Source organism: Pseudomonas sp. CMR5c, assembly GCF_003850545.1.
GTDB classification, from domain to species: Bacteria; Pseudomonadota; Gammaproteobacteria; order Pseudomonadales; family Pseudomonadaceae; genus Aquipseudomonas; species Aquipseudomonas piscis.
Genome location: NZ_CP027705.1, coordinates 3,787,021 through 3,799,100, shown reverse-complemented (window position 1 = coordinate 3,799,100; position 12,080 = coordinate 3,787,021). Strand labels below are relative to the sequence as shown.

Here is a 12,080-nt window from a genome sequence, read left to right as displayed (position 1 = left end):
TGGGCTTAGAACGACGCACTCAGGCTGGTGTACAGGGTGCGTCCCGGTTCGTTGTAGGTGGCGGCGCCGGCCCCGGCGATATCCACCACGCCCTGGGCATTGCCTTCGCGATACAGGCGCTTGTCGAACAGGTTGTCGACTCCGGCGGTCAGGCTCAGGTTGCGGGTCAGGGCGTAAGTGCCGCTGATGCCGGCGATGGCGTAGGGGGCCAGTTGCTGGGTGGCGCTGCCGGTGACGCGGTCGCCGTGGTAGTCGAATTTCTTCGGCGTCTGCTTGCCGTACCAGGCCACGTTCATCTGCAGCGACAGGTCCTGGGTGGCTTGCCAGTCGAGCATCGAATTGAGGGTGAAGCGCGGGGTCACCGAGAGGTAGTCGCCGGTCTCCTTGTTCTTCGATTGCAGCATGTAGGTGAAGTTGTTGTTCCAGGTCAGCTGGCTGGCCAGGGGCACGGTCAGGGTGCCTTCCAGGCCTTCGACCACGGCCTTGGGCACGTTTTCCCACTCATACACCGCGGCGTTCTTGTACAGCGCCGAACTGCCGCCGCTGGCCCGGCCGGTGGGCGCGAGGCCCGACTCGACCTTGTTCTTGTAGTCGTTGCGGAAGTAGGTCAGGCCGGCCACCCAGCCGTCGGCCTTGTACTCCAGGCCCAGCTCCTTGTTGACGCTGGTTTCCGCCTCCAGCTTGTCGTTGCCCCGCAGGTAGCAACTGGTGGTCTGGCCATAGCAGCCCTGGCCACGGCTGTAGAGCAGGTAGTCGGGGTTGAGCTGGTACAGGTTCGGCGCCTTGTAGGCCCGGGCGATACCGGCCTTGAGGGTCAGGCTGTCGCTCAGGGCATGGGACAGGTTCAGCGACGGGCTCCAGTTGTCGCCGACGATGCTGTGGTGATCGAAGCGCAAGCCGGGGGTGAGCATGGTGCCAGGCGCCAGCTCGATGTTGTCCTCGGCGAACAGCGAGAAGATCTGCGCGCTGATCTGGCTGCTGCGGTTGTTCGAGGCCAGGCCGGGGATGGCGCCGGCTTCCTTGGTGTCCTGGGTGTTGGAGCTGGGATCGTCGAGCTTCTGCTGCGTCCATTCGCTGCCCAGGGTCAGGGTCTGCTCGAAGCCTGCGTGCAGCGGCAGGTTGAGTTCGCCATGGGCGGTCAGGTCGCGCAGCACCGAGGTGTAGAAGTTGGCGTCGCTGAAGATGCCTTCGGTACCGCCGGCCAGGCCTTCGTTGATCCGTGTATTGCGGGTCTTCTCGTATTGCAGGTAGGCCATGGAACTGCCGAAGTCCCACTCGCCGCGGTGAGTCAGCGAGTACGTCTCGCGGTAGGTGCGGTTGGTCTCGTGGCCCAGGAGGCTCTTCACGGTCTTGTTGCTGTTGGTGTTCTGGGTGTCGCCGGTATAGATGTTGCCCTGGCGGCTGAAGCCGGCTTCGAAGTCCAGGCTCTGGTCCGGGGTCAGCTGCCAGCTCAAGAGGCCGTTGAGGTCCTTGTTGCGCACGCCTTCGCGGCCGGCGGGCAGGGTGCCGGCCTGCTTGCCGGTGCGCAGCGACTCATGGCCGGCGTTGATGTCGGCGTCGTCGGAGTCGGTGCGGGCCACGTTGCCATAGACCCGGTAGCTAAGGGTGTCGGTCAGCGGGCCGTTGAGGCCGAAGCTCATGCGCTGGGTCGCGCCTTCGTCCTTGTGGGTGGGGAACGAGCTGTAGAGCGTGGCATTGCCGTGAGTCTGGCTGCCGGCCTGCTTGGTGATGATGTTGATCACCCCGCCGGCGGCGCCGTTGCCATAGCGGGCGGCGGCCGGGCCGCGGATCACTTCGATGCGCTCCACCTGGTCGGCCGGCACCCAGTTGGTGTCGCCCCGGGTATCGCGCTCGCCGCGCCAGCCATAGCGCACCGAGTTGCGGCTGCCCACCGGCTTGCCGTCCACCAGGATCAGGGTGTTCTCCGGGCCCATGCCGCGAATGTCGATCTGCCGGTTGTTGCCGCGCTGGCCACTGGTGGAGTTACCGGTGAGGTTGACCCCGGGCATGGTGCGGATGATCTGCGACAGGTCGTTGGCCGGCGGGCGCTTCTGGATGTCCTCGGCGGTGATCACCGAGACCCCAGGGGCCTGCTTGGTCTCTTCCTTGGCGGTGGCGACGATGCTCTGGGGCTGGAGTTCCAGGACCGGCTGCGGCGCCTCGGCATTGGCCGCCTGGACGGCATGGCTGAGCAGGCAGCAGCTGGACAGCAGGAAGGGAGCGAAAGGACGCATCGAGCGCATGGACATCGGTGATCTCCGGGACGGAAGCTGGAACAGGAAGATCACGAATGATAATGACTGCTATTTGCGAGTAAAGCGCATTAACTTTCTAAACACTTCGGCGGTAACGGGGCGGTCTACGGGCTGGCACAGCCTGCCTTAAGGCGGCCGGCAACAGCAGGTGCATGCACAATCCCGGATGGCCGTTGCTGGCCCAGATCCGCCCCTGGTGCAGCTCCACGGCGCGCTGGGCGATGGCCAGGCCCAGGCCGAAACCCTCGCCCTGGGCCGAGCCCAGGCGCTGGTAGGGCTGGAAGATCCGCTGCAGGTCCTGTTCGGCGACCCCCGGGCCTTCATCCTCCAGGCACAGGTGCCAGTGGCTGCCCTCGCGCCAGCCGCGCAGGCTGACCCGACCGTCCTCGGGGGAATAACGGATGGCGTTGCGCAACAGGTTCTCCAGGGCCTGGGCAATGCTGTCCAGGTGCACCTGGACCCGGCAATCGGCGTCCAGCAGGCAGGGCAGGCGCTCGAGGTTCCAGCCGCTCTCGAAGCAGGCGTCTTCGCGCAGGGCCTCCCAGATCGACAGCACCTGCACTGGCTCGGTGGACAGTTGCGGGCGTTCGGTGTCGAGCCAGGCCAGGTCCAGGGTGTCTTCCAGCAGGCGCTGCATGTCGAGGATCTCGCGGTCCAGGCGCTGGCGCAGTTGCTCCGGCGGTAGCCGGCTGTCATGGGCGATGCGCAGTCGTGCCAGGGGCGTGCGCAGCTCATGGGACAAGGTCCGCAGCAGCAGGCGTTGCTGGGCCAGGCTCTGGCGCAGGCGCTCGGCCATGTGCTCGAAGGCCAGGGCCAACTCGCCGAGTTCGTCGCTGCGCCGGGCCAGGGGCGTATCCAGGCCCGGGCTCTCCAGGTCGTCAGCGCGCAGGGCATCGGCACGGTCGCGCAGGCGGTTCAACGGCAGCACCAGATGACGGTAGAGCAACAAGCCGAGCAGCGCGGCCAGCAAGGTCGGCACCACCCCGTGGCTGAGCACGTGGGTCCAGGGCGTGAGGCCGCTGGGCAGCAGGCGTTCGGGCAGTTGCAGCACCAGCCGGCCCTGTTCGGGATGTTCCGGGAACTGGATGCTGACGTAGGGCAACTCGTCCTGCAGGCGCCGGCTCATGGGCCAGTCCAGCTTGCGCATGAAGGTCAGGTGGCTGGCTTCCTCGGCGCTCAAGGGCGTACTGCCGAGGCTTTGCAGGCGCTCGCCGATCACCGCGACCCAGGTGTGTTCCCGGGCGGCCAGCTGGCGCTGGAAGGCGTCGACCCCGGCCGCGCCGTCCTGGCGCCAGGCGCTTTCGGCCTGTTGCGCATAGCTGGCCAGGTACTGGCGGTCGGCCGGGTCAAGAAAGTAAGTGCTGCGTTCGGCCGACAGGCCCCAGGTCCAGATGATCCAGGTCAGCAGCAGGCAGAAGCCGATCTGCAACAGCGCCAGCTTCCACAACAGGGGGTGGCGGCGCATCAGCAGCGGTCCGCTTGTACCAGGATGTAGCCGGCACCGCGCACGGCCTGGATCTGCAAGTGCTGCACGCCAATTTCGGCCAGCTTGCGCCGCAGGTTGCAGACGTGCACGTCCAGGCCGCGATCCAGGCGGGTGTAGATGCGGTGCAGCACCTGCTGGTAGAGGAAGGGTTTGCTCAGGGTCTGCCCGGGATGCTCGCGCAGGGTCACCAGCAGGCGGTATTCGGAGCCGGTGAGGCCGGCGGCGCGGCCTTGGCTGAGCACGTCCTGGGCCTGGTCGTCGAAGGCGAGCAAAGGGTCCTGGCGTTGGCTGGGGGGCGGCTGGACCCGGGCCATGCGTCGCAGCAGCGCATCGACCCGGGCATCCAGCTCGGCCAGGCTGAAGGGCTTGGGCAGGTAGTCGTCGGCGCCCCGGGTGAACCCGGTGATGCGGTCCTGTTCGGCGCCCAGGGCCGACATCAGCATCACCGGGATGCCTTGTTCGTGGCGCAGGGTATCGAGCAGGGCCAGGCCATCAAGGCCGGGCAGCATGATGTCCAGCAGCACCAGGTCGAAGTGCCCGGCGCGCAGCGTCGCCAGTCCTTCGCGACCATCGATGCAGGCGCTGACGGCGAAGCCGCGCTGGCGAAAATGCCGGTCCAGGTCCTGGCGCAGCCGGGCGTCGTCTTCCACGAGAAGCAGATTGGGGGTCATGGGGTGGGGTACTTTGCGCAAGCGGCTGGAGAAAGGGCTTAAATGAGAACGTTTAACATCCGCGAATATTGCAGCAATGCCCCTGGCGATGCAATTGCCGTGATGGCCAGGGTTGATTGAGGTCAGATAAACAAAAAGTTGAATATTCAACATTGCGTTGATATTTTTCGCCAAAGATTTTTCCCGGAGTGTCCATGAGCCAGCCTTCTTCCGCTGTCCTGGCCGAGCGCCAGCTGGTCCTGCAGGTACTGCGCAGTACCTTGCAGATGCTGGCCGGTGTGGTGGGGCCCCATGTGGAGATCGTCCTGCACGATCTCGACCAGCCCGAGCGCTCGATCATCGCCATCGCCAACGGCCATGTCACCGGGCGCCGGGTCGGTGGCCCGGTGCTGGGCGGACCGCGCCAGGACCTGGGCTTCGCCGCGGTGCTGCGGGCCTTGCACGACCGTTCCGGCAGCACCCCGCTGGTGCTGGAGAACTACCCGACCCTGGCGCCCGATGGCCGCGAGCTGCGCAGCTCCACCGTGGTCTTTCGCGACAGCGGCGGGCAGCCCTTCGCCAGCCTGTGCAGCAACAGCGACCTGAGCGGGATCGCCGCGGCCCATGTCTGCCTGGGGCAGATGCTGGGCCTGGGCAGCACGCCCGAGCCACGGGGCGATGAGCCCCAGGACATGGAGCAACTGCTGGCCCAGATCATCCAGGCGGCCTGTCCGGAGCCCGGGGCGCGGTTGACCAAGCAGCACAAGCTCGAAGCCGTGCGCCAGATGCAGGAGCGCGGCCTGTTCATCGTCAAGGGCGGGATCGAGAAGGCCGCCGCGGCCCTCGGTGTGACTCGCTACACCATCTACAACTACCTGGACCAGATCCGCGCCCAAGGCGCTGAGGAATGACCGCGATGCAGATCGATATCTTTCAAGTGGATGCCTTTACCTCCAGTGTCTTCGGCGGCAACCCGGCGGCGGTCTGCCCGCTGCAGGCCTGGCTGCCGGACGCGGTGCTGCAACGCATCGCCGAGGAGAACAACCTGTCCGAAACCGCCTACTTCGTGCCCAAGGACGAGGGATTCGAGCTGCGCTGGTTCACCCCGACGGTAGAGGTCGACCTGTGCGGCCATGCCACCCTGGCAGCGGCCTGGGTGCTGTTCGAGCAGTTGGGCGAGCAGCGCGACGTGCTGCGCTTTTTCACCCGCAGCGGCGAGTTGCGGGTCAGCCGCGAGGGCGGTTTGCTGTCCATGGACTTCCCGGCCAAGCAGCCCGAAGCGGTGGAGCTCCCCGCGGCCTTGTTGCAAGCCCTGGGCTTGAGTCGGGCCGAGGCGTTGTATCGCACCGACGACTACCTGCTGGTGGTGGACGACGAGCGCCTGCTGGACGAGCTCAAGCCGGATTTCGTGGCCCTGGCCCAGTTCGGCGTGCGGGGCATCGCGGTGACCGCGCCGTCCCGGGAGTTCGATTTCGTTTCCCGCTGGTTCGGTCCCAGCGTCGGGGTCAATGAAGATCCGGTCACCGGTTCCGCCCACACCTCGCTGGCGCCCTATTGGGCCGCGCGCCTGGGCAAGAGCCAGTTGCGGGCGCAGCAGGGCGGGGCGCGCAAGGGCCAGTTGCAGTGCCAGGTGCTGGACAACGGACGGGTCATCATCAGCGGCCATGGCGCGCTGTACCTGCGTGGCAGCATTTTCCTCTGAGGCGGTTCCCGGGAGCCTGGGCTCCCGGGATTATTTGTGTCGGAAGCTGGCGAGGTTTAGAGTCGCGATTTTTTCGCCTGACCCGGAAGCTTCTGACAATGGATTTGATCCGCGCCATCTCCCACCATTCACCCAAGCCCCTGGCCCTTGTGTTGAGCCTGTGGGCCGGTAGTTCGCTGGCGGCCAGCCTGAGCGACAGCCTGATGCAATGCCAGCCGGCGTTCTTCAAGGACCTGTACCAGCAGCGCGCCGAGATCGGCCGGGTAGTGCCTCTCAAGCACGACGACCAGCAAGGCATCGCCTGGATTCCGGTGCCCGACCGGCACGACAGCTCGACCTCCACCGCCACCTTCTCCCGCCCACTGCAAGACAAGGGCCTGAAGCTGACCGGCTACTACGACAGCGTGTTCGACCTGGGTAGCGAGGGCATCTACTACTTCTGGGGCCTGGAGATCGATGCCAGCCGGGAAGCGGTGATGGCCGTCATGCCCCAGGCCGGCTGGCAGGAGGCTGGCGAGTACTTCATCTCCCGGCCGCAGATCAAGCCCAGCGCCCAGGCGCCCTGGCAGGACAACCCGGCGGCGGTCTCCGAGATCGCCCCGGCCCCGGGCTCCGCGGAGAAGATCCTCATGCTCAGCGTGGAGCACGGCAAGACCCGCATGCTCTGCTCGTTGCAAGGCAGCGTCGATGCCACGTTGTTGCGCCAGGAGCGGCCAGACATGGCCCAGGGAGCAGCGCGATGAAGCGCCTGTGGTGGCTGGGTGGCGTGCTCCTGCTGGCGGGCTGTGCCCATGACCAGGCCGGCGATGCTGGCGCGGCGCGTCCCGAGGCCATGTTCAAAGTGCTGGACACTCCAGAGTCGGCGACTTACTTCGCGGCCAACTCCCTGGCCCTGTACCAGAACAACCCGCATCTGCGGCAGTTCTACCTGATCAACAACTACAGCAAGCCCACCGACCCGGGAGATTCCAAACCCCTGATCCACAGCTCGCGGGTGGTGCGGATCATCAACTGCGAGCGCGATGAGTCGGCGCAACTGGGCCGGGTGTATTTCTCCGAACCCTTCGCCCAGGGCGTGGAGGTCATGCGCAAGGAGGCCCACGCGCAATGGGCGGCCTTTCCCCGGCAGTCGGTGATCGGCGAGCTGCGCAACATGGCCTGTGGCATCGATGCGGCACGCTTGGGCGCGCCGCCGTTCAAGGGCCCCCAGGGCGATTGAGGGCAGGGCGATGGCAGCAGGACCGATACGCGAGAACAACCGCAAGATCACGCTCACCGCAGACCAGGCGTTGCAAGCCCTGGCGCAGCTGGAGTTCATCGTGCTGTCGCTGCACCGCATGGGCAGCCACTACGTGGACAAGCCCGTGGCGGACTACCAGCGCGCGACCACCGACTTCATCGACAACGAGCGCGTCACTGGGCGTCTGGCGCAGGTCCGCAGGATCCTCACCGAGCCCTTCGACCTGACCCTGGGCGAGGACGACATGGACGACATCGAGCGGCATCTGCAAGGTGTCAAACCCTGGCGCCCGGACTAGAGCAGGGCCTCCTACTTTTTCGCAGGATCAGGACATGTCCAGAATCAGCATCGCCTTGATGGCTCCCAGCACCGACCTGGCGCTGGTGAAATTTCTCCACCAGCGCCTGGGCATGTCGCTGCGCATCGCCCGGGAGCACTTGGGGCAGGGGCCCCAGGGAGTGTTCTACAGCGCCTGGCTGTTCCATAACGACCATGTGCAACGGGAACAGGAAGTGCGCGACATCCTGGCGTTCTTCGGCGCCGCCCAGTTGCCCTTGCGGGTGCTGGAGTGCATCTCGGACCCTGGCCAGGCCGGCCCCGTTGGCCTGGACGACGAGCAGATCGATGAGCAACTGCTGCTCAACCTGCTGGAGGCCTGCGATGGCTGTTATGAATGATTGCGCTCGCCTGCGACTTGCGGTCTCTGTGTTGCGCGGCATGAATGATTAAGTTGATTGCCAGCTAATTATAAGTTGGCTATTCGCTTCTGCTTAAGTTTGCGCTTTTTACGAATTTTCATATTCGAGATTTCAGCATTGCGTCGAACTATCAGTGTCGGCGCTTTGATTTTATTTATTTTTTCTTGGGTGTTTTCTGGTTAATGGCTATTTGATGTTTGCTGACTATATTCAGGCTGTGGTCAACGGTGCGTGCAGTTGCTGCACGTCATCCAAGAATAAAAAATGCAACTGTCAGCAGCCGGGTCAAACATGACCCAGGGAGTCAGTCATGGCGAGTCTGAAGTGGGCGGGTATCTGGATCCTGGGTATCAGTATCGCCGGTTGTTCCGGGCCCGGTACGGTTATGGAGCCCTATGAGTCGGCGTTGGACGTCGAGAGCACCAATGCGCAAGGTTTTCATTCCAGCCTGTACTTTCCCTCCGGCACGGCCCTGCATTACCCGGGCTATGTAGTGGCCCTGGAAAAGAGCCCACAAGCGACGGTGGGTGGGCCCAAGCCCTATCCCCAGGTCAGTTTCGTCAAGAGTGGCCGGTACATCCAGGCCGAACAACCCAGCCGCTGGGGCACGTCCAGCCAGATCGAGCGCTTCCAGAACAGCGATCCCAAGGCGATGTTCGTGTCGCACATCATCAAGAATTCGGTAGCCAGGGACGATCGTGGCGGTAATGTTCCTTACTTCTCGAAAAGCCACTGCTTTGTATATAACGCTTATGCCGCCAAACCCATATCCTTGACGCGAAAAGACTACGACCTGGCCAAGGTCAGCGATTGGCACGCTTGCGAAATCTCGACCAACCTCGACAAGGTAGATGCCAAGAAGTATCAACTTTATGATTATGGAAAGTACGCGCTGGTGTCATTGCAAGACAACTTGACCAAGGACCTGAAGCAGGGCAACTACACCCATGTCCTGGTAATAGTGATGGGTTGGAACACCGCGCAACAGGAAGCCATTCGCAACTTCAACGACCTGACCGGCAACTTGATGGCGGCTTCGCTCGAAGCGGCCAGCGGCCAGCAGGAAAGTCCCATCGACCGCACCAAGGCGATCCAGCCACTGGCCAAGGACCGTCCTGCTGGCAGCTTCCGGCCCCTGGTGATCGGGGTGACCTGGCCTTCTTATTGGTCCAACTCGTTCGGCAACGTGTTCAGTTATTCCAACAAGGCCAACGATGCCGACGAAATCGGTTTGTCTTGGTTGAACAAGCTGCTCAACGAAACCATCCCGCTCAGTCTCCAAGCTTCCGGCAGCCACGCCCGGGTGGTGGCCCTCGGGCACAGCTTCGGTGCTCGCGCCATGACCCGGGCGGTGTTCAGTTCGCCGGCACTGGTGCCCTTGCAGGGCGGTTTTCCCGACCAGTCCATGGTGAGCAGCCCGGTGGACTTGGCGGTCGGTCTGCAGGGAGCCATGAGCATCAACCGGTTTGCGGCGCAGCTAGGCAGTGAAGGCGCCCCTTACCGTGACTTCGCACGGCTGGACAAGACCAAGATCGTCTTGACCGCCGCCACCGAAGACTCGGCCACCGGCGCGCCCTTCGTGGTCTGGACCGACCCGGCCGGTTCCATCGGCTCCTACCGCAAGGCTTGCGCTGCGCCGGGCTCGCTGTATCAGCCGATATTCGATTGCATGACCGCCTCCGATACTTCCGCCACTCCCGGTGGCCGGTTCGAGGTCTGCAAGTATGGCCAGGCGGGATGTGTCGACCCGTTCGACGGCACCGGCCAGGGGCACAAGGTGGCCTATATCGATGCGTCGAACGGCATCACCCAGTTCAACTCGCCCGGATCGGGTGGCGGTGCCCACAGCGATATCTACCGCCTGCCCATGGGGCGCCTGTTGTGGAAGCTGGTGGAGCAGTACGCGCCTGCTCGGTGAGGCGGCAGCAACGAGGCGCTGGGGGAGGGCGAGTGTTCAGACCTTCAGCGCCTTGAGCAGCGTTGCGAAGGCTGTCGCGCTCAGATGGGCCTCGTTCTTCCAGGTCGTCATGATGGTGCTCAGGGTGAGGTCGTCGATGGCGGGCAATGGGTACCACTGGCCCTCCAGGTACAGCTGGATGTCTTGCCGGGGAATGTGCAGGTTGTTGGCATTGCAGATGATGTACTGGCAGCTCTGATCGTTTTGGGTCAGGTCGACATGATTATGTCGGCCAACCAAGGCTGCAGTGGTCTTCCTGTAGCGGGTCAGCAAACACAGCAACATCTTGTCGGCACAAGTCACTGGCATGCCGTTATCGGCACGGACGACCTGGCGATGAAAACTGTTGATCTTGGCCTGCCCGTCGTTGAACGAGGCGTAGTAATAGAAGGCATGCACCAGGGCGCCGCCTGCGGCGGCCTGTAGAAGAGGCGGATTCTTCCTCAAGTCTTGGGTGATCCCGCCATCTTTGTTACGACAGGTCACGCGAAACTCGGTGGTAAAAAAATCTCCCCACCCATTGGCGGCCTCGGTCCTGTAGTAGAAGTCGCCCGCTGGATCCTGAGCGCAGGTCTGCATGGTTGCCAGCAAATCCGTGAGCGTCGGTGGGGCGGGCTCGGGTATTGCTGTTGGCAGTGAGAGGGACGTTGCCGAGGCATCACGGCCAAACAGACGCTTGATCCATTCGATCATCGGGCATTCATCCTTGAAGAGCCGGGCTCGCCAGAGGAGCCCGGGGGGTGTACAGGCCATAGAGGCGGCGGTGGAATTAGCGCTGGCTCGACCAGTACTGGTGCAACTGGCGGGCGGCGGGTTCGATGCTCGCCACCTGCTGCTGGTGCCGGGCGATATCCAGGTCCGCGGGCAGCTCGAAGTTGTCCTGCTCGGCGCAGTCGATGATGGTCTGCAGCAAGGCGGTCTGCGGCGCCGGCATCTGCGGCCAGTTGCCCACCGCGACCCCGCGCAGGTAGCCGAAGCACCATTCCTCGGCCAGCAACAACGATTGGCCCTGGTGCTCGGTGGCTTCCAGGCGCGCCTTGAAGCCTGCGGCGTCGCTGTCCAGTTGCACCGCCAGGCTGTTGATGTGGCGCACGCACAGGTCGATGAACTGCCGGCATTCCTGCGGGGTTTCCCAGGCCGGGTTCTCGCCGCCCCAGATCGCCGGGAACCATTCGGCGATATCGACCTGGGCCGGGCCCGACACCAGGGCGGTGAAGTAGCCGTCCAGCTCGCAGGGGTTGAGTACCGAGTGGTCGTCGCCGTACTTGAGCAGGGTGTCTTCGAGCGTCTCGAAGTCGGCGGCGTTCAGGGGAGTGTTCTGCATGATGGGCATTCCAGGGAAAAACAGCGGCGATTCTCAAGCCTTGGCGTTGTGGCTGCAAGCACCGGGCGTTTCAGGCGTCGCGCAGCAGGTCCTGGGAGTCGAGCAGGCGGTAGGCGATTTCCGGACGGATCTCCATGGCCCGGCGAATTGCGGCGGGTATGTTCTGCCGGGTCTTGCGGCACAGTCCGGGATGCTCGACCAGGACGATGGCGATGCCGCGCATGCTGCGCACTTCATTGTCGCTGGGGGTGATTTCCAGGCGGATTCCCAGTTGCTGGTACATCCGGCGTTGCATGTGCTCCAGGTCGGCCAGGTCCTTGAGATTCTCCAGGCGCTGCACCAGGCGTTTTTCTTCCTGGCGCGTGAGATTGAGGATGCGCAGGTCGGCTCCGGGAGTGTCCAGCAACTGCTCGCGTTGGCAGACGCAGGCACCGGGCGGGCAGGGTTGGCGGATCGCAGGGCTTGGATTCATGGGGATCCATCATAGCGGCGGCGTTCCGGCTTTCGCAGCTAAATCTGCACCGGGCCGGCAACGGCTCGGCAGTCTTGGAAAAGGGGGGAGGGAACCCTCGCACCGCAGGGCTGCGGTGAGAGGGAGGTGGAACACAAGGAAGGGGTGTGGGCAGGACTATAGCGACGCCGAAAACGGCTCGTCATTAGTACAGATGGACTAGTTCGCGGACCGGTTCTGCCGATATGCCCAGTGCCAGGGCCGCTGTGCCCCGGGAAACCCCGACAGTCTTTCCGGCCTCGCCACGCTGGCGGGCC

13 protein-coding genes are annotated in these 12,080 nt (G+C 64.2%); 7 read left to right on the top strand and 6 right to left on the bottom strand.

Going from position 1 to position 12,080, the window contains the following annotated elements:
• Nucleotides 1–5 precede the first annotated feature (5 nt).
• The 3 genes from C4K40_RS17430 to C4K40_RS17420 all read right to left on the bottom strand — a co-directional run bounded on the left by C4K40_RS17430 (nt 6) and on the right by C4K40_RS17420 (nt 4,412).
• On the bottom strand, nt 6–2,243 hold the full coding sequence (locus C4K40_RS17430; protein ID WP_371263420.1) for a TonB-dependent siderophore receptor: 2,238 nt from the start codon (nt 2,241–2,243) through the stop codon (nt 6–8).
• An 88-nt stretch (nt 2,244–2,331) separates the two neighbouring features.
• Nucleotides 2,332–3,720, bottom strand: coding sequence for a sensor histidine kinase (locus tag C4K40_RS17425; RefSeq protein WP_053130592.1), 1,389 nt, complete (start codon nt 3,718–3,720; stop codon nt 2,332–2,334).
• Nucleotides 3,720–4,412 carry a response regulator transcription factor gene (locus tag C4K40_RS17420; protein ID WP_053130591.1) on the bottom strand — a complete coding sequence of 231 codons (693 nt, stop codon included), beginning with the start codon at nt 4,410–4,412 and terminating at the stop codon, nt 3,720–3,722. The genes C4K40_RS17425 and C4K40_RS17420 overlap by 1 nt, the downstream gene beginning before the upstream one ends.
• A 194-nt stretch (nt 4,413–4,606) precedes the next feature.
• Here C4K40_RS17420 and C4K40_RS17415 point away from each other — a divergent pair, with 194 nt between their 5' ends.
• From C4K40_RS17415 to C4K40_RS17385, 7 genes are all read left to right on the top strand, one after another.
• Nucleotides 4,607–5,302 (top strand): transcriptional regulator, encoded by a 696-nt coding sequence (locus tag C4K40_RS17415; protein ID WP_053130588.1) that lies wholly within the window; start codon nt 4,607–4,609, stop codon nt 5,300–5,302.
• A gap of 5 nt (nt 5,303–5,307) precedes the next feature.
• Entirely contained in the window at nt 5,308–6,093 is a 786-nt protein-coding gene (locus C4K40_RS17410) for a PhzF family phenazine biosynthesis protein (protein ID WP_031321595.1), read from the top strand.
• A 98-nt stretch (nt 6,094–6,191) separates the two neighbouring features.
• Nucleotides 6,192–6,836, top strand: a complete 645-nt coding sequence (locus C4K40_RS17405; protein WP_053130586.1) for a hypothetical protein — start codon at nt 6,192–6,194, stop codon at nt 6,834–6,836.
• Entirely contained in the window at nt 6,833–7,312 is a 480-nt protein-coding gene (locus C4K40_RS17400) for a surface-adhesin E family protein (protein WP_053130584.1), read from the top strand. The genes C4K40_RS17405 and C4K40_RS17400 overlap by 4 nt, the downstream gene beginning before the upstream one ends.
• Nucleotides 7,313–7,322: 10 nt before the next feature.
• On the top strand, nt 7,323–7,631 hold the full coding sequence (locus tag C4K40_RS17395; RefSeq protein ID WP_022644035.1) for a hypothetical protein: 309 nt from the start codon (nt 7,323–7,325) through the stop codon (nt 7,629–7,631).
• Between the two features lie 34 nt (nt 7,632–7,665).
• Nucleotides 7,666–8,010 carry a hypothetical protein gene (locus tag C4K40_RS17390; RefSeq protein ID WP_053130582.1) on the top strand — a complete coding sequence of 115 codons (345 nt, stop codon included), beginning with the start codon at nt 7,666–7,668 and terminating at the stop codon, nt 8,008–8,010.
• A gap of 331 nt (nt 8,011–8,341) precedes the next feature.
• A complete protein-coding gene (locus C4K40_RS17385; RefSeq protein ID WP_053130579.1) occupies nt 8,342–9,949 on the top strand; it encodes an alpha/beta hydrolase in 1,608 nt (535 codons plus the stop codon).
• A gap of 36 nt (nt 9,950–9,985) precedes the next feature.
• Here C4K40_RS17385 and C4K40_RS17380 read toward each other — a convergent pair whose 3' ends face one another.
• The 3 genes from C4K40_RS17380 to C4K40_RS17370 form a co-directional block, all read right to left on the bottom strand.
• Nucleotides 9,986–10,681 (bottom strand): hypothetical protein, encoded by a 696-nt coding sequence (locus C4K40_RS17380; protein WP_031321599.1) that lies wholly within the window; start codon nt 10,679–10,681, stop codon nt 9,986–9,988.
• A 76-nt stretch (nt 10,682–10,757) separates the two neighbouring features.
• Nucleotides 10,758–11,312: a UPF0149 family protein gene (locus C4K40_RS17375; protein ID WP_022644040.1), complete on the bottom strand. Its 555-nt coding sequence runs from the start codon at nt 11,310–11,312 to the stop codon at nt 10,758–10,760.
• Between the two features lie 70 nt (nt 11,313–11,382).
• Nucleotides 11,383–11,784 carry a hypothetical protein gene (locus tag C4K40_RS17370; protein WP_022644041.1) on the bottom strand — a complete coding sequence of 134 codons (402 nt, stop codon included), beginning with the start codon at nt 11,782–11,784 and terminating at the stop codon, nt 11,383–11,385.
• Nucleotides 11,785–12,080: the final 296 nt, after the last annotated feature.

What these genes read in the sequence shown, in the direction of transcription:
- C4K40_RS17430 (WP_371263420.1), bottom strand. Translation starts at nt 2,243, where the DNA reads ATGCGCTCGATGCGTCCTTTCGCTCCCTTCCTGCTGTCCAGCTGCTGC.
- C4K40_RS17425 (WP_053130592.1), bottom strand. Translation starts at nt 3,720, where the DNA reads ATGCGCCGCCACCCCCTGTTGTGGAAGCTGGCGCTGTTGCAGATCGGC.
- C4K40_RS17420 (WP_053130591.1), bottom strand. Translation starts at nt 4,412, where the DNA reads ATGACCCCCAATCTGCTTCTCGTGGAAGACGACGCCCGGCTGCGCCAG.
- C4K40_RS17415 (WP_053130588.1), top strand. Translation starts at nt 4,607, where the DNA reads ATGAGCCAGCCTTCTTCCGCTGTCCTGGCCGAGCGCCAGCTGGTCCTG.
- C4K40_RS17410 (WP_031321595.1), top strand. Translation starts at nt 5,308, where the DNA reads ATGCAGATCGATATCTTTCAAGTGGATGCCTTTACCTCCAGTGTCTTC.
- C4K40_RS17405 (WP_053130586.1), top strand. Translation starts at nt 6,192, where the DNA reads ATGGATTTGATCCGCGCCATCTCCCACCATTCACCCAAGCCCCTGGCC.
- C4K40_RS17400 (WP_053130584.1), top strand. Translation starts at nt 6,833, where the DNA reads ATGAAGCGCCTGTGGTGGCTGGGTGGCGTGCTCCTGCTGGCGGGCTGT.
- C4K40_RS17395 (WP_022644035.1), top strand. Translation starts at nt 7,323, where the DNA reads ATGGCAGCAGGACCGATACGCGAGAACAACCGCAAGATCACGCTCACC.
- C4K40_RS17390 (WP_053130582.1), top strand. Translation starts at nt 7,666, where the DNA reads ATGTCCAGAATCAGCATCGCCTTGATGGCTCCCAGCACCGACCTGGCG.
- C4K40_RS17385 (WP_053130579.1), top strand. Translation starts at nt 8,342, where the DNA reads ATGGCGAGTCTGAAGTGGGCGGGTATCTGGATCCTGGGTATCAGTATC.
- C4K40_RS17380 (WP_031321599.1), bottom strand. Translation starts at nt 10,681, where the DNA reads ATGATCGAATGGATCAAGCGTCTGTTTGGCCGTGATGCCTCGGCAACG.
- C4K40_RS17375 (WP_022644040.1), bottom strand. Translation starts at nt 11,312, where the DNA reads ATGCAGAACACTCCCCTGAACGCCGCCGACTTCGAGACGCTCGAAGAC.
- C4K40_RS17370 (WP_022644041.1), bottom strand. Translation starts at nt 11,784, where the DNA reads ATGAATCCAAGCCCTGCGATCCGCCAACCCTGCCCGCCCGGTGCCTGC.